The 20,326-nt window shown below is 49.2% G+C and carries 20 protein-coding genes; 3 read left to right on the top strand and 17 right to left on the bottom strand.

The features are described 5' to 3' along the window. Positions 1-14: 14 nt before the first annotated feature. From BLQ88_RS33205 to BLQ88_RS33150, 12 genes are all read right to left on the bottom strand, one after another. Entirely contained in the window at positions 15-515 is a 501-nt protein-coding gene (locus tag BLQ88_RS33205) for a hypothetical protein (protein ID WP_229212971.1), read from the bottom strand. A gap of 13 nt (positions 516-528) precedes the next feature. Further along, positions 529-1,851: a signal recognition particle protein gene (gene ffh, locus BLQ88_RS33200; RefSeq protein ID WP_090157332.1), complete on the bottom strand. Its 1,323-nt coding sequence runs from the start codon at positions 1,849-1,851 to the stop codon at positions 529-531. 203 nt (positions 1,852-2,054) lie between these two features. Further along, positions 2,055-2,867: a mechanosensitive ion channel family protein gene (locus BLQ88_RS33195; protein WP_090157331.1), complete on the bottom strand. Its 813-nt coding sequence runs from the start codon at positions 2,865-2,867 to the stop codon at positions 2,055-2,057. A 218-nt stretch (positions 2,868-3,085) separates the two neighbouring features. After that, positions 3,086-3,415 carry a DUF6787 family protein gene (locus tag BLQ88_RS33190; RefSeq protein ID WP_090157330.1) on the bottom strand — a complete coding sequence of 110 codons (330 nt, stop codon included), beginning with the start codon at positions 3,413-3,415 and terminating at the stop codon, positions 3,086-3,088. Between the two features lie 111 nt (positions 3,416-3,526). After that, the gene (locus BLQ88_RS33185; protein ID WP_090157329.1) at positions 3,527-5,062 is read right to left on the bottom strand and encodes a PepSY-associated TM helix domain-containing protein; all 1,536 of its coding nucleotides are present in this window, start codon (positions 5,060-5,062) and stop codon (positions 3,527-3,529) included. Between the two features lie 6 nt (positions 5,063-5,068). Then, entirely contained in the window at positions 5,069-7,414 is a 2,346-nt protein-coding gene (locus tag BLQ88_RS33180) for a TonB-dependent receptor (protein ID WP_090157328.1), read from the bottom strand. Positions 7,415-7,458: 44 nt separating this feature from the next. Then, positions 7,459-7,836 carry a hypothetical protein gene (locus BLQ88_RS33175; protein WP_090157327.1) on the bottom strand — a complete coding sequence of 126 codons (378 nt, stop codon included), beginning with the start codon at positions 7,834-7,836 and terminating at the stop codon, positions 7,459-7,461. Continuing rightward, on the bottom strand, positions 7,836-8,969 hold the full coding sequence (locus tag BLQ88_RS33170; protein WP_090157326.1) for a cytochrome-c peroxidase: 1,134 nt from the start codon (positions 8,967-8,969) through the stop codon (positions 7,836-7,838). The genes BLQ88_RS33175 and BLQ88_RS33170 overlap by 1 nt, the downstream gene beginning before the upstream one ends. Positions 8,970-8,986: 17 nt before the next feature. Then, positions 8,987-9,817, bottom strand: a complete 831-nt coding sequence (locus tag BLQ88_RS33165; RefSeq protein WP_090157325.1) for an MbnP family protein — start codon at positions 9,815-9,817, stop codon at positions 8,987-8,989. Between the two features lie 122 nt (positions 9,818-9,939). After that, a complete protein-coding gene (locus BLQ88_RS33160; protein WP_229212970.1) occupies positions 9,940-10,287 on the bottom strand; it encodes a hypothetical protein in 348 nt (115 codons plus the stop codon). A gap of 147 nt (positions 10,288-10,434) precedes the next feature. Further along, positions 10,435-11,100 (bottom strand): hypothetical protein, encoded by a 666-nt coding sequence (locus tag BLQ88_RS33155; protein ID WP_143016991.1) that lies wholly within the window; start codon positions 11,098-11,100, stop codon positions 10,435-10,437. Further along, positions 11,097-11,570, bottom strand: coding sequence for a hypothetical protein (locus BLQ88_RS33150; RefSeq protein WP_143016990.1), 474 nt, complete (start codon positions 11,568-11,570; stop codon positions 11,097-11,099). The genes BLQ88_RS33155 and BLQ88_RS33150 overlap by 4 nt, the downstream gene beginning before the upstream one ends. Before the next feature lie 131 nt (positions 11,571-11,701). Here BLQ88_RS33150 and BLQ88_RS33145 point away from each other — a divergent pair, with 131 nt between their 5' ends. From BLQ88_RS33145 to BLQ88_RS33135, 3 genes are all read left to right on the top strand, one after another. Then, entirely contained in the window at positions 11,702-12,325 is a 624-nt protein-coding gene (locus tag BLQ88_RS33145) for a Uma2 family endonuclease (RefSeq protein WP_310590163.1), read from the top strand. A 120-nt stretch (positions 12,326-12,445) separates the two neighbouring features. Beyond that, a complete protein-coding gene (locus tag BLQ88_RS33140; protein WP_090157321.1) occupies positions 12,446-13,129 on the top strand; it encodes a MotA/TolQ/ExbB proton channel family protein in 684 nt (227 codons plus the stop codon). Between the two features lie 55 nt (positions 13,130-13,184). Then, complete coding sequence (locus BLQ88_RS33135) at positions 13,185-13,577, top strand: ExbD/TolR family protein (RefSeq protein ID WP_090157320.1); 393 nt, start codon at positions 13,185-13,187, stop codon at positions 13,575-13,577. A 74-nt stretch (positions 13,578-13,651) separates the two neighbouring features. Here the strand turns inward: BLQ88_RS33135 and BLQ88_RS33130 are convergent, their stop codons facing one another. The 5 genes from BLQ88_RS33130 to pyk form a co-directional block, all read right to left on the bottom strand. After that, positions 13,652-14,680 carry a Gfo/Idh/MocA family protein gene (locus BLQ88_RS33130; RefSeq protein ID WP_090157319.1) on the bottom strand — a complete coding sequence of 343 codons (1,029 nt, stop codon included), beginning with the start codon at positions 14,678-14,680 and terminating at the stop codon, positions 13,652-13,654. A gap of 73 nt (positions 14,681-14,753) precedes the next feature. Further along, positions 14,754-16,592 (bottom strand): M56 family metallopeptidase, encoded by a 1,839-nt coding sequence (locus BLQ88_RS33125; RefSeq protein WP_090157318.1) that lies wholly within the window; start codon positions 16,590-16,592, stop codon positions 14,754-14,756. A gap of 15 nt (positions 16,593-16,607) precedes the next feature. Further along, positions 16,608-18,134: a M56 family metallopeptidase gene (locus BLQ88_RS33120; protein WP_090157317.1), complete on the bottom strand. Its 1,527-nt coding sequence runs from the start codon at positions 18,132-18,134 to the stop codon at positions 16,608-16,610. A 14-nt stretch (positions 18,135-18,148) separates the two neighbouring features. Beyond that, complete coding sequence (locus BLQ88_RS33115) at positions 18,149-18,523, bottom strand: BlaI/MecI/CopY family transcriptional regulator (RefSeq protein ID WP_015812834.1); 375 nt, start codon at positions 18,521-18,523, stop codon at positions 18,149-18,151. A 349-nt stretch (positions 18,524-18,872) separates the two neighbouring features. Beyond that, positions 18,873-20,312, bottom strand: a complete 1,440-nt coding sequence (gene pyk / locus BLQ88_RS33110; protein ID WP_090157316.1) for a pyruvate kinase — start codon at positions 20,310-20,312, stop codon at positions 18,873-18,875. Between the last annotated feature and the right edge of the window lie 14 nt (positions 20,313-20,326).

Raw genomic sequence — 20,326 nt, 5'->3', positions numbered from 1 at the left:
ATTTCTTTTCTTTTTTATGGACTTACCGGCTGTTCTGGTGCCGTGTTGGTTTTCTTCTTTTTACCAAATGCATATACGATCCCGAAATGGCTTTTAAGTACGCCACTATCGAATTTGTCCTTCACGTAAGGATTCAGTTCTAATGCGAGCATAATGCGGCGGTTCATCGGTAGTGGCGCAATGCGTACGCCTACATTCACCGAGTAGCCGTCGACCGTAATGAGGTCCGCGTCGGCATCTGCAATACGGTACAGCGGATTCAGCCTGACGCCGCCGCCGATGTACCATTGTGCTATCTCACCTCTTTTCAGGTTGATCATCGGCAGCAAATCGATGCTCAGGCTGCTGAAAAGCGAGTTGGTTTGCAGCCGTGTATCGAGCCAGATCACGTTTTTTGCATTCGTGCTGACCGTCAGCAGGCTGCTCCATGGATAGTAACCCACCGATGCTTGCGCCCGTAGTTTTCCCTGGCCGAGCAGGAGCATTAGCATCAATACGAAAAGAACACGTTTCATCGAGGAGTGTTTATTAGCGGCGCATTGCTTGTCCTAGCTTGCCTGCCGCCTGCATGGTATTCATTTTCTTCATCATTTTCCGCATTTCGTCAAACTGCTTGATCAGGTTGTTGACTTGCAGAATGGTGGTGCCGCTACCGGCTGCAATGCGTTTTTTGCGGCTACCATCGATCATATCGGGGTTTTTGCGCTCCTTTTTGGTCATCGACTGGATGATCGCCTCGATCGGTTTGAACGATTCATTGTCAATATCCAGGTTTTTAATGGCTGAGCCCATTCCGGGGATCATTCCGATGAGGTCTTTTACATTACCCATCTTCTTGATCTGCTGCAACTGGCCGAGGAAGTCGTCAAAATCGAACTTGTTCTGACGCATTTTGGCATTAATGCGCTTCGCCTCGTCTTCGTCGAATGCCTGCTGGGCGCGTTCCACGAGGGAGATTACATCACCCATGCCGAGGATACGGCTAGCCATACGATCGGGGTAGAAGGAGTCAAGCGCCTCCATTTTTTCCCCGGTACTGATGTATTTGATCGGTTTTTCAACAATCTGACGGATCGAAAGCGCCGCACCACCGCGGGCATCACCGTCGAGCTTGGTCAGAACGACACCATCGAAATCGAGTCTTTCGTTAAAGGTCTTGGCCGTATTTACCGCATCCTGACCGGTCATGGAGTCGACTACGAAGAGGATTTCCGAAGGTTTTACGGAAGATTTAATGTCTTCCACCTCTTTCATCATCACTTCATCCACCGCCAAACGACCCGCCGTATCGACGATCACGATTTTCTTGCCGGATTTCTTCGCGTGTGCAACCGCATTCTGCGCGATGCTCACCGCATTTTTGTTCTCAGGCTCCGAATACACTTCCACGCCGATCTGCTCGCCGAGCACTTTCAGCTGGTCGATCGCCGCGGGACGGTACACGTCGCAGGCGGTAAGGAGCACCTGGCGGCCTTGTTTTTTGAGTAGTGAAGCCAGTTTTCCGGAGAAAGTCGTTTTACCGGAACCTTGCAAACCTGCGATGAGAATTACCGCCGGGTCGCCTTTGATGTTGATCCCCTCGGCATTTCCGCCCATCAGCTCGGTAAGCTCTTCCTGCACGATTTTGACGAACATCTGCCCTGGTTCAACAGAAATCAGGATTTTTCTGTCGATTGCCTTTTCACGGATGCGGTCGGTAATTTCTTTCGCTACCTTGAAGTTCACATCGGCGTCGACCAATGCTTTACGGACTTCCTTCGTAGTGGCGGCAACATTTATATCTGAAATCCTATCCTTTCCTTTTAGTGTGCGAAAGGCGTTATTAAGCTTGTCCTGTAAGTTTTCAAACATGGAATAATATCTATGAATCTGAACCTGAATTTGAAATAAAACACAAAGGTATAAATAAAATGAGGAGTACAGGAAAGTTACCTCCCGTACTCCTCAATATTCACTGGTTCGAAGCTCCCGTCGCCTGGTTCGAAGCTCCTGCTTCGGACTGCCTATTCGCGAAGCTCCTGCTTCGCAAAAAAGAAGCAACAGCTTCGAACGAACTATTGCTTCATCGCAATGCTCAGCTCCGCCGGTTTCGGCGCCTGAACGCCGTCAATCGCAAACTGCCGGCTAATACCTTCATGTACATTATAATAAGTTTCCCAATAAGTCACGCTGGGCGTCCACACGCGCACGTCGAAGAAAATAGCATTCTCGGTAAGCTTGGTCACCAGAATATCGTGCTGCACATCTTTCAATGCAGTCGGGCAGGCGTCTATCGCCTTTTGCACCGAAGCCCTGATTTTGTCCACACCATTCTGGCTGCCCGCGGCAAATACCATATCGACGCGGATTTTGCCTTTGCCGGAAATATTGGTGATCGGCGACGTTGACAACGATCCGTTCGGCAGGATAATCGTCTTGTTATCAGGTGTTACCAGAATGGTATTGAAAATTTGCACGCCTTCAACCGTTCCTGTAAAGCCCTGTGCATTGATGAGGTCGCCCACGCGGTACGGCTTGAAAATGAGGATCAGCACGCCGCCCGCGAAATTGGCCAGGCTGCCCTGTAATGCCAAACCCACCGCCAGACCGGCCGCACCGAGCACCGCCACGAAGGAGGAAGTTTCGATGCCGATAATGCCGGCGATGCTCAATAGCAGCATTACATTCAGCAGCACCACGATCAGCGAGCTCAGGAATGGCTGCACGTCGCGGTCGACCTTGCGTTTTTCCATTACATTGCTCAGCATCGAACTGATTTTGCCTACAATGAAGCGGCCGATGATAAACGCCAGCAGTGCGAGCACGATCTTGCCGCCATACAATGTGGCCAGCGTCCAGATCTGCGCTTTGATAATGTCAAAGTTCATCTGTTGTAGAGGTTTCGTTGATAAGATGTGAATTGTGTGAAAGATGTGACTGCTATACGCATTCGGTTGCAAAGTCACTCATTCCGCAGACATTAGCAATGGAAGCGGCAAAATCTTTGAGTAGAAATTGTTCTACCAATGGGCGTAGTACATGAAAAAAGGGTGAGCGACGGCCGGTTACCATCTGCTCACCCTTTGGAGTATACTTTGACTTTCGCTTATTTCTTGAACTTGGCAGCCACCCAGCGGAACATTTTCTTTTCCTTTTCCCAGAAAAACGAAAACTGGCCGAGCAGAAAACCGTACAACAGCAGTAAGCTCTGGTAAGTCGGGAAAATGAAGAGAATGTAGGTAATGGTTTTGAGCCACATCGGCGTCGTGTCGTCATAACCGAGGAGGTAAAACAGCCCTTTGCGGAGCCACACTACCGACGAACCCGACAAACTGAACACTGCAAGTACCAATAAAACCTGCCTGGTTGTTTCCAATCCCCATTTTTCCTGCATTTTGCCCAACCAGGGCTGCGCATTCTTTTCTCCGCTTTGCATATAGTTATTGTATTGACTGCGACTGAATTTCCCGCAAAGAAACAACGCAAATCGCAAAAATCCTTGGTTTTAATGAAGGTTTAATGGTTGAGTTCGTGAAAGGCGGGCCATTTATTTGATCTTCAAAAACACCAGCAACCCGAGCAGGCTCACGATCAAAACACTCGCCGCCGCGGTCGTCATAACCCCATCCCGCGCATTCTTGCCCAGGAAATCCAGGCCGCTGTATTTGTGCAGGAATGCGAAGCTGAAACCCTCGCGCCGGTTGCGGTCTTCTACCTTCGTGGAAAGGCGGCTGGTGGTGGTTTCGATGTAATAGGTCGTGTGGTCGGGCGTGTCGTACGCGAGCTTTACTACCGGCAGCCTTTTGTTTACAAACCCATATTCACCTGCAAAACTGGTAACCATCGAAGCTTTCTCGACTTCCGCATCCGAAATGGGCGATGAAATTTGTGCTTCCATCAGGTCGCAGCAGCTTGCCGCATTGCGTTCTTCCTGCGCGGCGAACTTGCGCGCGAGGTATTTTGCGAAACGGATATTGCCGTCTTCGAGCTTTTTGCCGTCGCGGATGTTGGTGTAATCGATCACCGTTTTGTCGGTTTCCCAGTCCTTACGGACGGTTTGCCAGAAAATGTTCTCACCCCATTTGATCAGCCCGATATTGGAAATACCTTTTAAGTCGATCATCGACGCCTGGGCTATCTCTTCGGTTTTGATCACCGGGTCGTAGACATATTTCTGCCGCTGGTCGGGATCGAGCTTCTGCACGGCGTGATAGGCGCCCGAGAATGCGAATGTGAATGTGAAAAGGCTGCACCAGATGCCGATCGAGCGATGGTACTTGCGCAAAAAGCCCCGTTGATTGCCCGAACGGCCGGTTTTAAACTTTTTCCACATTAACCCATACACCATCACGCCAGCGACCGCCGAAAGGATAATGAGGCTCAGGAATGTTACCATTACGGCAATTCGGACCGTATTGTTGGCGATCATATCCATAAATCCCCAATTGTGAAATGTACCGAACACCCAGATAAATGCTTTGCGCCCTTTGTCATTGAAAGTAGCGAAGCGGCTCTGACCGGTTTCGACGTAAATATCCATTTCCCGGTCGTCGTCGAAGCTGATTTTCCAGACGGGCAAAAAGCGGTTCACGTATTTATACTGATCGGTGAATCCGGTCAGCAAGGTGCTGGAAATGATCTTCGATTTCGGTTCGCCCAGCATGTAGCGCGCCATGTGTTCGGCGTATTTGCGGTCGCCGTCGGGTAACTCGGAGCCTGTGACGGTGTTGAAATACCTTAGCTTGTCGTCGACACCTTTCACTTGGTACCAAGCTTTTCCTTCAAATTTGATCAGCCGGAAATTCTTGAATTCCGTGATTTTATTTTGAGTTAAAACCTGGCCGAGCTGTAAAGTAACGTCGGCGGGCGCCACTGGTTCTGCTTTGTAAAATTCATTGGCAATGGTGGTTTTGAACCAATGCGACATAAACGGGTGCATTACCCCCGAGGCAGTCCAGAAAATGGTCGGAACAATGGCTAGCAGCCCCAGCATGCGGTGCCAGCGATAAATATTCCGGCGGATCGTTTTTTCGGCCTTAGCCTTGAACGATTCCTTCGGTTTGATAGCAATTTCCTCGATCATAGCGCGCTACTTTTTGCCGGTGAAAGTGTATTGCACCCCGAAAACGAAGGTCCGCGGGGCCGCTGCATTGTAAGTCGTGCGGTCGGTAGCATTGTTGCCGCGCGTTGCATTGGTCGCGTAAAGCACGTCGGTGAGATTGAGCACGTTGGTGAACAGCTCGATGCCTTTCCAGTTGTAGCCCAGTCTCATATTCAGGACATCATAACCCTCGTATTTAACGGAATTGACCTGATTCTGGAAGTAGGAAGCCACATGCTGCCATTCCACCGACGAACGGAAGTTCTTGAACCATTTTGGATAATAACTGAACTCCGTATTCCAAAGCCAGCGCGGCGAAGACGGCATATCCTTGCCATTCACATTCTTCACCGCATCCGATTCGCGGTTGCTCAGCGTGAATTCTTCATACCGGTGAATGGCCGTCGTACCCCCGAAACGGAAGAAGAATTCCTTTGTCGGCTTGTAGGTGACGCCAAATTCCACACCGCGGTGCAATGTCTTCCCGGCCGATTGGTAATCGTACGAATTGTCGGGCAAGCGAACATTCAATAATTCATTCCGGCCATTCATTTGGTAGAATGCGAGATCGATATAGATCTTATTGTCCAGTACCGAGGCCCAGCCTCCAATTTCAGCATTGTTGAACTCCGCCGGTTTCAGGTTATAGTAAAACAAATCGCCATTATCCGCCGGTACCGTGCGTTTGCGGAACACCGAGGTCAGGCCGGGAGGCGAGAAACCCCTCGAATAGTTGGCGTAAATCCCTTTTCCTTTACCCAAATCATAAGTAGCCCCGATTTTCGGCGTGACCTTGCTGTACGATTTGCTACCGGAAGTGCTATCGAGGAAATTGGTGTAGGTAAATGACATCCGGTCGTAGCGCAGCCCGGCCGATACGCGAAGTTTGGGTAGAATCTCGAAATCATATTGCGCATAGGCGGCGGTATTCTTGATATCCGCGTCATAATTAGCATTTTGAATGTCGGGACGCTCCTTTACGATTGTGTATTTCTCCACCGATTTCCCGTCAGGACGAAGTTGGGCTGCCAGATCGACCTGGTACGACCAGTAGTTTGAAGGCGAGAAATCGAAGACAGCGCCGGTGATCAGTTTGGAACTCAAAAAATTGAATTTCTGGCTATGCTGGGCGAGTATTCCAATGCTCTTAAAGTCGCTCGAATTGATTTCGCCTTTCGCGGTGGTTTGCCCGGACGTCCAGCGAATGCCGTAGTTAGGGTTCTGGCCGTGCTCATTTTTTCGGGCAAATGCCGTCACGAATGTCTGCGAGCCATTTTTCCAATCCTTTTCGAGGGTAAGCCGGCTGCGCAGGGAGCTCACTTTACGGTAGGTAAAATCCGTCGTGCTTACATATTGACGGGAGTAGAATGCAAGGCTGTCGACGCTGCCGCTCGTTTGCGAGTCATACTTGCTGTAAGCCAGGGTATAAATGAGCCGCGTCGACGGGTTAAAATGGTATTCCAGTCTCGCATTGATCGCATTCTTGTCGTAGTCGGTACTCTTCATCCAGGCGTCGCGCTGGTTGGCAACGAACCCGCCGACGTACACACCAAACTTGCCGATCATACCGCCCGCACCATATTGAATGCGCTTGTAACCCCACTGATCGGCCTGGATACCGATTTTAGCGGTCGGTAAAATCGTTGGTCGCTGCGTGATAAAGTTGATCGCACCGCCCACCGCTTCCGGGCCGTAAATCGAGGAAACCGGGCCTTTCACAACTTCCACCGAGCTGATCGCAAACTGGTTGAATTCCAGGACGGAATTGTGGTTAAAAACCCCCATCGGGCGGATCGGCACGCCGTCTTCCATATAAAGGAAATAGGCATTGGTTGTGAACGGCTGGCGGATCGCCATCGAATGCTGCTCGTTACCGAGGTTCACCATCATCACGCCCGGCACCTTGTTCATGATCTCGTACATGGCCGTCGGCTTGGCCTCGTCGATCATCCGCGGAGTGAGTTTGGAAATGGCGATCGGGCTTTCGGTGCGCAATGTAGCCTCCCGGTTGCCTGTAACGACTACCGATTGCAGGTTTTCAGTAGCCGCATCCAGCCCGACCTTAATGTTCTTACCGTTTTCGATCTGTACTTCTTTCGCGGAAAATCCTACACTGGAAATGCGAAGTAAAGCATTGGAAACGGGGCTTTTAAATGCAAAATGGCCATTATTGTCGGTGGTGGTGCCCACATTCGCAGAGACGATCTGCACGCTTGCCCCGGGAATCGGCTCTTTGGTTTGGGTATCGAATACACTGCCTTCGATGCCCTGCGCGACGGCGGCATGCGCGCATACATACAGGAGAAGTGCCTGTAAAACTATTTTCAGGTTCATTATAATGCATTAAGAGATTAAAATTCAGTTAGGTAACATGAATTTTATCTCCGGGGCGGGCGCAGCAGTTTGCCGACGGGCGCGGCGTAGAAAAGCAGTTGGTGGAAGAAACGAACCGGTTCGCGGAATACCACGGTTTCCGGTTCAAAATTGTAGATGTAAGATTGTGATATAAAAAGCTGAATAACAGGTGTGTTGTGAACTTGATCGGACGTCTCCTTGTCCTGTTTTTCCTGCTGCTGTTTCAGTTTTTTGGCCAGGTAGCATTTACCATCGCAATGCAGCTCGGGGCGCTTGCGGTTTTCGCAAAGTACCTTGGCAATGTATTCCCGGTTCAGTTTAAAATACGCGATCGTTCCCCACGGACTGAACGTGGGTAGCATAATAGCTGCGAGCAATATGTATGCTATGAATGAGCGCATTAAAAGGATGTCCCTATGCCGGGGTCGGAAAAACGTTTGTCTTTGATAAAATCGTCGTCATTCAATGTTCTCAGAAATGCAATGATCGATTGCTTTTCCGCCGCCGTCAGGTTGATTCCGCGTTTCTGGCCGGCTACATTCAGTAATGGGTCCAATGTAGGCGAAACGAAAATGCTGTCTTTATTTCCGGGTTTATCATTATCATAATGGTCAAGTACCTGTTCCAGCGTCGTGAAACGGCCGTCGTGCATGTAAGGCGCGGTCAGGCCCACATTACGCAGGCTAGGTACCTTGAATTTCAGCCGGTCGTCGGCATTCAGCGTAATCGTATACCTGCCCTGGTCGTTGATCCGGTTCGGCACGAGGCCATTGTTCCTGAATTTCTGGTCGGTAAAAAGCTCTCCGGCATGGCAGGAAGCGCATTTTTGTTTAAAAATAGATAAACCGTCCTTCTCCTGTGCCGTCATCGCGGAAGCATCGCCCCGCAGAAAATAATCGTACCGGGACGTGGCCGAAACCATTGTCATCATAAACTGCGACAGCGCTTGCATCATCCGGTCGGCGGTAATGCTGTCGCTACCAAATGCGGCTTTGAACATTTTGGGATAGTCGACCTGCTTGGTAGCGCCCGCTACGGGTGTTTTCTTCAATTTTTCGACCACATTTCCCACCAGCTCGTCCATTTCAACCTTGTTCTGGATGGGTACGGGCGGTACCATGTCCATATCATGCACGCCGCCGTCCCAGAAGAAGGATGTATTCCAGGCCATATTCTGCACCGAGGGCGCATTCCGCGTACCGATCCTGTCGTCCACGCCGTGGCTCAGGTCATGGCCGTGGTGCGTGAATGCGGCCGGCTGCTGGTGGCAGGTACCGCAGCCAATATTGTCCGTCCGCGAGAGAATACCGTCATAGAAAAGGAACTTCCCGAGTTCGACACCCTCGACGGTCAGCGGGTTTTTGGATAAATCATAAACCGGATCAGGGAAATAGGAAGGTTTCGTCCATTGCAGGGGCGTAGGCTTATCGTTCGGGGGCACTACCGGCTCCGGATTGTCGGTTTTCTTGCTGCAAGAAACCGCCAGCGCGAGCAGTGCCGCCAAAAAGCTCAATATGCCTGTAACCTTCCTCATTTCGCTTGCGAGCTGGCTTAATTGATTTTTATCTCCTTGACATTAAACATGTTGGCGTAATTATCGGCGACGTACTTCGTAGAGTCGGTAAACATCAGCGAAGGGCTCGTTTTGATGCTCAGCTGCGTAGGGCCGTTGAAAATTTTCTGGATATCGGCCTGTATAATCACATTGGACACAATGCTGGTGGTAACGATCGCCTTCTGGCCCGGGAAATTCAGTTTCACGGTTCTGAGGTTGTTGATCGTCCGTTCCGTTCTGCCTCCGAAAAAACCAATGTGGTAATAGTACTTGCCATTGGGCGTAGTGGAGGAATCCGATGAGCCTTCCAGTTTCAGGAAAATATAGCCGGGGTTCCAGTTCCAGTACATTTCCTCTTCGTTGGTCGGGCCTGCATAGATGTCCAGAATGCCCTTTCGCCCGGGTGAATCGGGTTCCATTACACTGCGGGTGCTGTCGACACCCACCAGGAACTCGACGCCGGTGTAATCACCCGTCAGCACATTTCGGATCGTCAGTTTTTGAGATTGCGAATCGGCTTCACGGATCATGAAATAACTCGAATCCTGCGGAACGGTAAACACGCTGCCGTCCATGCGGGTGAGTTTGATGTTCGAAATGTAATAATTCAGCTTGCTGACCGTAAAATCCTCGCCCGCCGCATTCTGGTACCGGGTACTGTCGAGCTGTAAATCCTGGTTGCCCACGATATTGTCGAATTGGAGCTGAATGGTACCGGTTTCAATGGGATCGGTATCTTCATTTTCGTCCGGGAAAGAGCATGAAACCATCAGCAACCCCGAGGCAAATGCCCATGCCGACAGCCATGAAAGTGTTCTTTTCATCATGTGTATTTGAAAAAATGATAGTTCACGCGCATTCGATGGGCGTGTATTAAGCCGACAAAAATTGCAAAGAGAATTTGTTCTAACTAATGCCAGAACTGCAAACGGGGTGATTTTATGCTAAATCAGACGAGCGGAGGATGAAAAATATCGTCCACCGCGACGCGGGGTGTGAAGCTGGAAGTCGTAAAGAAAACAGGTGGCGGCAATAATTCGGCCACAACCGGCTGTTGTGCAAAGGAGAAATCAACACGCTGATCCATCACCTGGTCGATCAACCGCGACATGTAGGTTTTTTCGGCCTGGCGTTTTTCCTGCTCGTCGAGCGAAGCAATGCGTTTGGCGAGGTAACATTTGCCGTCGCAGTGCATTTTCGGCCTGGTTTTGTTTTCACAAAGGTTCGCAACAATGTACTCGCGCCTGATCTCAAAATCCAGGTACAACAACGGAATCACCCATACTTTGATCAGCATGAGGCCCAAAAGGCTGACAGATATCCATTGTTTCGCAGAATTTCTCACAATATCAGAAACGAACAAACGGGAGGAAATGATGTTTCGGGGGCAAAGGTAATCATCAATACGTAGAAAAGTGCTGAAATGTTGACTCGGCCGCGTGTTTCAACGGATTTTGTAATGCAATTGCAGCGACAAGCCGCCCGAGTAAAGGAAGCGGTTGTTTAATCCCTCGATGGTATAACCGAAACCGGGAAAATATTGAACGTAACTGTCGGCCTTCGTTCGTCGGCCCATCACATTTCGGAACGTCAAACGCAGGAGCCAGGTTTTGGCCAATTTGAAATCAAATCCGAAATAGCCTTCGAAACCCAATGCGACATTATTTGTTTCCCTGAATTGGCCTTCGTAATCACCGAAAGTCGGGCCGTTGAAGTGGTACTGGCCTTTGTATCCTGCAATGGAAATGATAGGGCCATATCCGGCGTAAAGAATTCTGTGTACGCTGCGCATTCTCCGTACCTCGTACGCAGCGCGGAAATACGTGCCCTTGAACGCCTGTGAAGGGCTAAAATCGGTGTATTGATGCGTGGAGCCGCTTGCAAAACCTGCTCCGAGGTACAATCGCCGGCCGGGCTTTTTCAAGTCGAGCAGGTAATAGGGCTCGATAATGGCGGTGTTGCGAATATAGTAGCCTTTGGCAAAAACGAATGAGGGTAGGCTATTGATCACATCGAGGCCGATGTAAGCGGCTCTTCGGGCCAGCGTGTCCTGCGCGCGTACGCTCAGCGATGCGCCGATGAGGATCATTAATAGAATGTAACTTCTCATGGCAGGATGTAGATCGAGATTCCTGAACCGGGGTTGGAGCCAAACCAGGGTTGCTGGCCGGGACGGACGTAGGTATTGTAGTCAATCTCGGTCTTGCTGAAAGTGGAATAGTAATGGCGTCCCGTTGCGGGTTCCCCCGCATCTGTGACGAATCCACAACCGCCTTTGTACCGAAAAATTCGCTGATAGTAAATAGAAAGGGTGTCGATGCGTTGGCCTGACCGGAAGATGTACGTGGTGGTATCGGAAAGAAGAGAAATGGGTAATTCGTCCACCTGACGAGGCGTGCCATCTGTCAGTTGCCGGGTAATGGGCTCCTGGCTTACCGCATTCAAAGCGTAAATGGAATCCAGTTCATACAATTCATTGAAACGGATTCTTGCCGACAGTTCCGCTTGGGGGCCGCAGTCCACGCAGCTTTGGACTACGATTCCTGATAAAATGAGGATAACAGGTAGAAGATGCTTCATCAAAACGGTAAAGGAGGTTTTAGATAAACGGCTAGACACATTTTTTGGAAACATCGTTGCCGCAGGATAATCGCTGTTTTCTAGCTTATAGAATTTGAATCAATAAAGGTATATTTGAGAAAAAGCACACTATGGCAGCAGCACGAGCATTAGTACTTTCGCAACCGACCATGTACTCTGAAGAGGAATATCTCCGGCTAGAAAACGACGCCTTTGAAAAGAGCGAATATTTTCAGGGGCATATAATAAAAATGGCCGGGGCAGCGCCGAATCATAGTCGGGTTAAGGAAAATGTTGCCATTGAAATAGGGATTGTTTTGAAAAAGAACAAATCTTGCAGAAGTTCTTCAAGTGACCAGCGCATTCACATACCTGCCAATTCGCTTTATACCTATCCCGACATTGTCATCGTTTGCGGTCCGAACCAGTTTTCAAAGTTGGATCGCATCACGATCGTCAATCCATCCGTGATCATCGAGATTCTCTCTCCGTCCACTTACAAATACGACCGCGGTGAAAAATTCAAATTGTACTGCGACATTGAAAGCTTACAGGAATATGTGACAATCGATTCCCGGAAAGCCGACGCGCAGGTATTTCGCCGGTTACCCAATAATCAATGGGTATTAGCCGATGATGCATTCTCCCTTTCCGATAGCATTACCATTCAAACCATCGGCGCCACGCTGCAAATGGCAGATCTTTACGATGGTACCGAGAATGTAAGCGCGCTCATTCCCCCGCCCAAAGAGTAATTTTCCTATATTTGCCCTTTGAACAATAAGGGGCTTTTTGCTCCGTTTAGAATCAAACTTGTTTTTGAATAGAATCGACCTCTGTTTCATTCGCTTAACCATTCACTTTTTATTTCTGATATGATGCTTCTGCAAGCACTTACTGACTCTACTGCGGCTGCACCCGTCGCTGAGCAGGGCCTTTCTGTAATCGATTTGCTCGCCAAAGGGGGGTGGGTAATGTTGCCACTCGGATTGCTGTTCCTCGCTACATTGTTCCTCATTATCGAACGTTTCCTCGGCATTGGCGCTAATGGTAAAATCGAGCCGCAATTTGTGGATAATGTGAAGGATTTTATCCAGCAGGGGAATTTGAAATCGGCGGAGTCGCTTTGCAGAAACCAGCGTAATGCCGCGGGCCGCATTCTTGAAAGAGCGATCGGTCGCATTGGTTATCCGATCAAAGACATTGAAACTACCATTGAGAATGCCAGCCAGATCGAGATTCAGCGCATGGAAGGTAATCTGCCATACCTCGGGGTAATCGCGGGTATCGCGCCGATGCTTGGTTTCGTGGGTACGATTTCCGGTATTATCCGTATTTTCTACGATATTTCTATTTCCAACGACTTCAATATCAGCACCATTGCCGGTGGTATGTATGAAAAAATGATCACTTCCGGTTCCGGTCTGATCATCGGTCTGATCGCCTATGCGGGCTACCACTTGCTGAACATGAAAATCGACCGTTTCGCATTGCGCCTGCAAATGGCAGCGTCCGATTTTCTGGATGTGCTTCAAAAGCCTGTTGCTGCAAAAAATTGATATTAACGGCTTTTCAGGTGCTAGAACCTGACAGGTCTTGAAACTTATTTCCAATATGAAAATACGTCGGAAGAGCCGGTTTGCCCCGGAGGTGTTCACGCACTCGCTCAACGATATCATGTTCTTCCTGCTGTTGTTCTTTTTGATCATCTCGACGATGTCTAATCCGAACGTGATCAAACTGATGCTGCCCAAAGCGTCGGCGACACAGCAGATGTACAAAAAGCAGATTACCCTGTCGGTAGACGAGAATAAGGCTTACTTTATTGATAAAGAACCCATTCCATTCGATAACCTGGAAGCGCAATTGCAAAGCATATTCGCCAATGTGGAAGAACGGACTGTGGTGCTAAGGGTAGATAAGAACCTTGCCGTTCAGGACCTAGTGGATGTGCTCGAAATCGGGGCGAAAAATGATATCAAGATGGTGATGGCTACGGCTAAATGATTTTTGGGGAAGAAAGGGAGGAGGGAGGAAGGAAGAAGGGGATTGGAGATTAGGTCTTCAATCCCTTTCTGTTTCTACTGGTTTGCAGCGCTTTGGTAGATTTGCTCGACGATGGATTGCAGGATGGCGCCTTGTTCTCCGTCGCAAATATTGGCTTGCTTGCCGTCGCAGAGGTCGAGGAATGCGGTGGTGTTTTGCAGTTGAAAATCAACATCGTCCAAATGCGGAAAGCGAATGTCGGCGAGTTCGCCTGCGATTTCGGTGTATACCGATAGCGGGAATAATTTGGCCCCACCCTTCGTCCCGAACACTTCCAGGTTGATCGTCTCTTCCTGCTCCATATTCAGCGCAAATGAAGTGGATAGCGCAATGCTGACATTGCCGGGAAACGACAAATGCGCAAAGCAAGCATCCTCCACTTCGAAAGTGGCGGGGTTCCAGGCTCCCTTTAAGCCCTTTCCGCCTGTTTTACCAATAAAATCGTACGTATTGGCAACGATCCGCGTGGGCTGCTTGTACCCGGTAAGTCCTAATGCGAGATCGAGAATATGTACGCCGAGGTCGATCAGCGCGCCGCCGCCCTGAATGGTTTTATTGGTGAAATTTCCCCAGCCCGGAATGCCGCGCCGGCGCAGGTAAGTGGCTTTGATATGGTAAATCTCGCCCAGATTGCCGAGCGCATGATAGTTTTTCAGTGTAGCATATTCGGGGGCATGACGGCGTTGGAAGTTGTAAGCCAAAGTCAAACCCTTCTTTTTAGCCAGGTCGGCCATTTCGCGTGCCTCATGCGCATGCATTGCGGGTGGTTTTTCACAAAAAACATGACAACCATTTTCCAGCGCCTGCATTGTGAACGGATAATGCAGATTATTGGCCGTGCAGTTTACGACGATATCCGGCTTGCCTTCGCTGCGGTACATTGCATCGGGGTTGTCGTAGGCAAATGGAACGCCGTGCTTGTCGGCCAGCGCCTGGGCCTTGTGAATGTCACGGCTGCATATCGATATCGCCTTAACACGATCGGATAGTTTGGCTAATGCCGGAAGATGGTTTTGGTCGGCAATGTGCCCGCCGCCGATGATAGCGGCTTTCAGGATTGACATGAATCGGAAGAATAGGTTAATTATTTTTCCAAATATGCGGATTTAAGGGCAGATAAACGGTTGAACCAATAATTCAATCAGGCTTTTGATACTTCTTCGGCGCATGATTCCATGAAGGACTTGCATAACCCCGGGAGGTTAAACCGTACATGATATACCTGTACTTACCGGTTTGTGGGTCCATATAGCCGTTGGCGGGAGTCCTGGAAAGCAAAGTCCATGGCCCTTGAACAGCAATGTCGGTGAAATTCCCCCGCTTCGATAAGTTGAGCGTCCCATTGAAAAACGCGCCTATCTCATCCATAGTCGGAGCCGGTGAGAAGCTATCTGATTTGAAATTCATAAACCCCTGTCGTTTGCCCTCACGCTCCTTGTCCAATTTGAAATTAACCTCCAAAGTATATTCCATTTCAACCGCCTTGCCGTTTTGCACCGCCGGGTTCCATTTCGGCATTTCGTTTACCACGCGCAGCGCTTCCTTGTCGATGCCGTAGCCAATGTTTTTCAGGCTTTTGGCATTACGGATATTACCGCTTTTATCCACAATAAATGACACGAGCGCGATGGCCTCCACACTGGTTTTGCGCGCCACTTCCGGGTATTGCAGGTTCTGCATCAGATATTGCATCAGCTCCTCTTTTCCGCCAGGGAATTCGGGTTGTTGCTCCACCACCTTCATATTATCGTTGTTGCCGGAAGTACGGGGAGCGTTGGTTGGAGCATTGGTTTCGGCATTGAGCGGTTTTCCGACGACTACCGGGCCTGTGATTTGATTAACGGCCTTTTTCATGACGAGCAACAGTTCTGACTGCGTACCCGCAACGGTTAGCTCCAATGGTTGGTAGGCAATGTGTGTTACTACCAGTTTGGCATTCACAGGCACATTATCCAGTTCAAACCAACCATTTCGGTCAGTAGCGGTACCGCGGGTTGTACCGGCAATGATCACGATCGCGTCGGCGACAGGTTCTTTGTTTTCGTCGGTAATATTCCCTTTTACGCGGATGTCTTGCCCGGCTGCATTATCTACCCGGCTTACGGACGGAATTGGCGAATGCGAAGCAGAGATGGCTATCGAGCACATTACAACCGGCAAAATCAGCAAATATCTGGTCAGCGACCAACGTGAACTACGTTTTTTGTAAATCATCTTGATCCGGCTTTTAAGCAATGATGAATTGAAAAAATGATTGGCAATGGCGATGTCGGGGCTGCGCATGGCGTAGGAGACCAGGAACGAGGCATAATCGTTCCGGTTCGGAACGGGCTGATCGGCCAGGTATTCATGCACCGTTTCAATGGAGCGCTTGTAGAGCCAGACAACCGGGTTAATCCAAAAACAGATCTTCAACAACTCGATGAAAACAATATCGGCCGTATGCCATTGTCGGATATGTTCACATTCGTGCCGGATAACTGCATCGGGATTGTGCTGGTAGTCATGAGCGCTCAGAAACAGCCATCGGAAGAAAGAGAACGAGCTTCCGGTGTGATTGCCAGCGTTTTCCGGTAACATCAGCAAATCATAATGCCCCATATCGATCCTTTCGCTATTGCCAGCCAGTTTTCGAAGCCTGACAATGCCCGAAATGAATGTCCACAATAATGTCAACACGCCAACCGCATACAACGCAACAACCCACACCCAGATGCTAATGCTTCGTTCCGGCGCTTTTTCGGCGATGACGGCCACGGAGATTGTAGCTTTTTGATAGACGGTTTCCGGTACATAAATGGTCGTCACCGGTTCCGTGAAATGGATCGCAGGTAATGCAAATGCGATCAGCAGCGTGCTCAGCAAGTAAAAGCGGTTCCAATGAAAGAAAGTATGCTTTCTAAGCAAAAGCCAATAGCAGGCATAAAATAGTAACCAGTATGCATTGACTTTTGCCAGATAGAGGAGCGTTTCCATGCAGGGGCTGCCAGGTTATTTTTTGTCTTTGGTCAAAATTGAAATCACACCATTTGCACCGCGCGATCCATATATCTTAGTAGCGTTTTCGCCTTTCAGAACATTCATGCTTGATATCGTATTTGGATCGATCGTATTAAGGTCAAATGGCTGCTTCATCTCCTCCCCGTTCAGGATATACAGCGGTTGGGTACTTGCTGAAAGTGGTTCCAAGGTGCCGCGAATAGAGATTTTAGTGTCCGACTCCTTGGTATCGGTAGCATTTTGTACCGGCTTGAAACCCACAACTGTTGTCTCTTTATCAGTAGCTGTATCTTCCCCGTCTTCCGCCAGCATGAAGTTGATCGGAACTGTAAATTTGACGCTTACCGCTTTTCCATCCTGCTTGCCGGGCGTCCATTTAGGGAATTTGGAGATCACGCGGGCCGCTTCCTCGTCGCAGCCATAACCAATGCCTTTCAGGATTTTCACATCTTCAATATCCCCGGTAGATGTCACTACAAAATTGACAAAAACCTTCCCCTGAACGTCTGCTCGCGAGGCAGCGCTAGGATATTTGATATTCCGTCCCAAAAACTTGAACATCTCTTTATTTCCGCCCGGATATTCCGGTTGCTCTTCCACTAATGCGAAAATGGGTTCCTTACTTCCTTTTTTGGTTTCCGTTTTCGGAGGATCATTCTCCCTTGAAACCTGATTCTCACAGCCGGCGACAAACAATGCGCTCGTTCCGATCAGCGTTGCGGCAACCACGTAGGTGCCAAGCATCCATTTGGATGTGCGGTTCTTATAAATCATCTGAATGCGGTTTTTTAATTGAGATGGTTTGAAAAAGTGGTTGGTCAGCGACGCGACGGGCGCATTGAGCGCATACGCGACGAGGAATCGGGCGTAATACTCACGGTTCGGGGCTTGCGCATCGGCCAGGTACTCGTGAATTTCTTGCAGCGACCGCTTGTACAACAGCAGTACCGGGTTGAACCAGAAAATGGTCCGTAGGATTTCGATCAGCAGGATGTCGACGCTGTGCCGCTGCCCGGTATGTACCATTTCGTGCCGTAGGATGGCGTCGAAGTGGTTTTCATAATCGTTTCGGTTAATGACGATCCATTTCAGGAATGAAAACGAGCCCACTTCGTTGGAGTCGATCAGGATCACGGTGCAGTCTTCCAGCTCGATGAGCTCGCCCGAGCGCAGGTATTTCACAAGTTGGGCTATATCGCGGGCCAGTAGCGCGGCGGCAACTGCCAGCCCAGCAGCATAACATGCTGTAAGGATTTGCACCCAGGTCCAGCTTTCCCGCTCTTTCGGCGTGTCTCTGATCACAGCGAATGTCGAAGCGCTCATTTCGTAGATCACGGGCAACTCAGGGGCGGTCGCGGGATAAATGATTTCCGGCAATGCAAAGGCGATCAAAAGCGAGCCGATCAGATACCAGCGGTTCCATTGAAAGAAGGTGTGCTGGCGCAGCATCAAGCAGTAACAAGCGTACAGCAATACCCAGTAAAGGCTCACCTTGCCGATGTATATTAAAGTTTCCATGGCTAACAGATGGTTTACTGGTCGTTTTTATGTTGATTGATTAGCTTCATGATCTCATCCAGATCTTTGGTATTCAGATCATTATCCTTTACAAAAAAGGAAACCAGGTTAGGAAGCGAATTGTCGAAATAGTTGACCATCAACTGCTTCATTTCATGGCGTTTATATTCTTCCTCCGAAATGAGCGGATAGTATTCATGCGTTTTTCCGTAGGCATTGTATCCTACCACCTCTTTCTTTTCAAGAATGCGGATGATGGTCGATACGGTGTTATAGGCAGGTTTGGGCTCCGGCATTTCGGCCAGGATGTCTTTCACGAATGCCTTTTTCAATTGCCAGAGAATTCTCATGACTTCCTCCTCAGCCCTGGTCAGGTTACGGATTTCCATAGTTGTCTTTCTTTAAAATGGGTTATAAGTAATGGGTAATTCAAAGATATGACTATTATGTTAGTTTCAAAACTATTTTATTAGTTATTTCAAAAAAATAAAAACCGACACGGGGAATGTGACGGTTTCTTCTGTAAACCAGTGCGAATGACATTAAATCATCGTAATGCCCTCGTCACGTAGATGCTGACCAATGTTAAGACTGACACCCGGCGTCATTAAAATAAGGTACGATACCGAGCTACAATCGAATTACTTTTCACATTGTCAGGCTGAGTTTTCAAAAGGTATAAAAGCAAAAAAGCAGCTGAATCAATCAGCTGCTTTTTCAAATCTATTTTTTCAGTCGTTATTCAACCACGCTCAATTTCACAGTATTCGTCTTGCGCTGTCTCGAAACCGGCATGCTCAATGTGTTGATGAACACGTCGCCTTTCTGCAACTCGCCTTTTTCAACGAGGAAAGTTTTGATGTCCTCGATGAGGTCGTCGGTTGAAACGCCCTGGTCGCGGTCGTAGTAGAATACCTTGGTACCCCAGTACAATGCGAGCTGGTTCATCAGCATTCTGTTCGATGTGAAGATCAGCAGGTTCGCTTTCGGGCGGTGGTGCGACAGGCGGAAAGATGTGTAGCCCGAGCGTGTAATACCGATGATCGCCGCAGCTTGTGTGTCACGTGCCAGACGGCATGCGCTCATTACCACGTTGTCGTTCAGTTTGTAGGTGCCTGGTGCGTCGTTTACAGCTGCATGGTGTCTGAAATAGATCGTCTTGCTGCTCGCTTCTACTTTCAGAATGGTATTGGTCATGCTTTCAACGGCCAGGATCGGGTATTTCCCGGAAGCAGTTTCTGCCGAAAGCATTACAGCATCAGCACCGTCGAGTACCGAGTTCGCAACGTCGTTCAGCTCGGCGCGGGTTGCACGCGGGCTTTCGATCATCGATTCCAGCATTTGCGTAGCCACGATTACGGGCTTGCCGGCACGGTTACATTTCTCAACGATCATTTTCTGGATCATCGGAACCTCTTCCGCAGGAAGTTCAACCCCGAGGTCACCGCGCGCTACCATGATAGCGTCTGTCGCATCGATGATCTCGTCGATATTGAGGATAGCCTCAGGCTTCTCGATTTTTGCTACAACGCGGGCAAATTTACCTTTGTTGGCAATGTATTCTTTTACTTTCAGGATTTCCTCGGCCGTGCGTACGAATGACAATGCGATCCATTCTACATTGTTTTCGAGACCGAAATCCAGATCTTCCCAGTCTTTCGGCGTTACCGAAGGCATGGAAACCTTTGTATTTGGCAGGTTAACGCCTTTTTTAGATTTCAGATAACCACCATAAATAACCTCCGTAATCACGTCACTGCCATCGATACCGGTTACCAGCACTTCCAGTTTGCCATCATCCATCAACACGCGGTCGCCGATTTTTACGTCGTTGTACATGCCGTCGTAAGGCGTGCTCACTTTCTCGGCAGTACCCAGCACTTCGGTATTCGAAAGGATCAGTTTTTTACCTGATTCGATCAGAACGCCATCTTTCTCCGCCACCAGGCCGATACGGATCTTTGGTCCCTGCAAATCTTGAAGGATAGCCAGGTTAAGGCCGTGCTCTTCGTTGATTTCTCGGATGTTGGTGAGTCTTTGCAGGTGGTCGGCGTGGGTGCCGTGGGAGAAGTTGAGACGGAAAACGTTCACTCCTGCTTTGGCCAATGCGTATAATGTTTCTTTCGATTCCGAGGCCGGGCCTACGGTTGCAACAATTCTGGTTTTTTTGGAAGACATAAAGTTAATGTGCA

Origin of the sequence: Dyadobacter soli, assembly GCF_900101885.1 — a bacterium.
GTDB classification, from domain to species: Bacteria; Bacteroidota; Bacteroidia; order Cytophagales; family Spirosomataceae; genus Dyadobacter; species Dyadobacter soli.
This window is presented reverse-complemented; position numbering and strand designations above follow the sequence as displayed.

What these genes read in the sequence shown, in the direction of transcription:
- BLQ88_RS33205 (WP_229212971.1), bottom strand. Translation starts at nt 515, where the DNA reads ATGAAACGTGTTCTTTTCGTATTGATGCTAATGCTCCTGCTCGGCCAG.
- ffh (WP_090157332.1), bottom strand. Translation starts at nt 1,851, where the DNA reads ATGTTTGAAAACTTACAGGACAAGCTTAATAACGCCTTTCGCACACTA.
- BLQ88_RS33195 (WP_090157331.1), bottom strand. Translation starts at nt 2,867, where the DNA reads ATGAACTTTGACATTATCAAAGCGCAGATCTGGACGCTGGCCACATTG.
- BLQ88_RS33190 (WP_090157330.1), bottom strand. Translation starts at nt 3,415, where the DNA reads ATGCAAAGCGGAGAAAAGAATGCGCAGCCCTGGTTGGGCAAAATGCAG.
- BLQ88_RS33185 (WP_090157329.1), bottom strand. Translation starts at nt 5,062, where the DNA reads ATGATCGAGGAAATTGCTATCAAACCGAAGGAATCGTTCAAGGCTAAG.
- BLQ88_RS33180 (WP_090157328.1), bottom strand. Translation starts at nt 7,414, where the DNA reads ATGAACCTGAAAATAGTTTTACAGGCACTTCTCCTGTATGTATGCGCG.
- BLQ88_RS33175 (WP_090157327.1), bottom strand. Translation starts at nt 7,836, where the DNA reads ATGCGCTCATTCATAGCATACATATTGCTCGCAGCTATTATGCTACCC.
- BLQ88_RS33170 (WP_090157326.1), bottom strand. Translation starts at nt 8,969, where the DNA reads ATGAGGAAGGTTACAGGCATATTGAGCTTTTTGGCGGCACTGCTCGCG.
- BLQ88_RS33165 (WP_090157325.1), bottom strand. Translation starts at nt 9,817, where the DNA reads ATGATGAAAAGAACACTTTCATGGCTGTCGGCATGGGCATTTGCCTCG.
- BLQ88_RS33160 (WP_229212970.1), bottom strand. Translation starts at nt 10,287, where the DNA reads ATGCTGATCAAAGTATGGGTGATTCCGTTGTTGTACCTGGATTTTGAG.
- BLQ88_RS33155 (WP_143016991.1), bottom strand. Translation starts at nt 11,100, where the DNA reads ATGAGAAGTTACATTCTATTAATGATCCTCATCGGCGCATCGCTGAGC.
- BLQ88_RS33150 (WP_143016990.1), bottom strand. Translation starts at nt 11,570, where the DNA reads ATGAAGCATCTTCTACCTGTTATCCTCATTTTATCAGGAATCGTAGTC.
- BLQ88_RS33145 (WP_310590163.1), top strand. Translation starts at nt 11,702, where the DNA reads ATGGCAGCAGCACGAGCATTAGTACTTTCGCAACCGACCATGTACTCT.
- BLQ88_RS33140 (WP_090157321.1), top strand. Translation starts at nt 12,446, where the DNA reads ATGATGCTTCTGCAAGCACTTACTGACTCTACTGCGGCTGCACCCGTC.
- BLQ88_RS33135 (WP_090157320.1), top strand. Translation starts at nt 13,185, where the DNA reads ATGAAAATACGTCGGAAGAGCCGGTTTGCCCCGGAGGTGTTCACGCAC.
- BLQ88_RS33130 (WP_090157319.1), bottom strand. Translation starts at nt 14,680, where the DNA reads ATGTCAATCCTGAAAGCCGCTATCATCGGCGGCGGGCACATTGCCGAC.
- BLQ88_RS33125 (WP_090157318.1), bottom strand. Translation starts at nt 16,592, where the DNA reads ATGGAAACGCTCCTCTATCTGGCAAAAGTCAATGCATACTGGTTACTA.
- BLQ88_RS33120 (WP_090157317.1), bottom strand. Translation starts at nt 18,134, where the DNA reads ATGGAAACTTTAATATACATCGGCAAGGTGAGCCTTTACTGGGTATTG.
- BLQ88_RS33115 (WP_015812834.1), bottom strand. Translation starts at nt 18,523, where the DNA reads ATGGAAATCCGTAACCTGACCAGGGCTGAGGAGGAAGTCATGAGAATT.
- pyk (WP_090157316.1), bottom strand. Translation starts at nt 20,312, where the DNA reads ATGTCTTCCAAAAAAACCAGAATTGTTGCAACCGTAGGCCCGGCCTCG.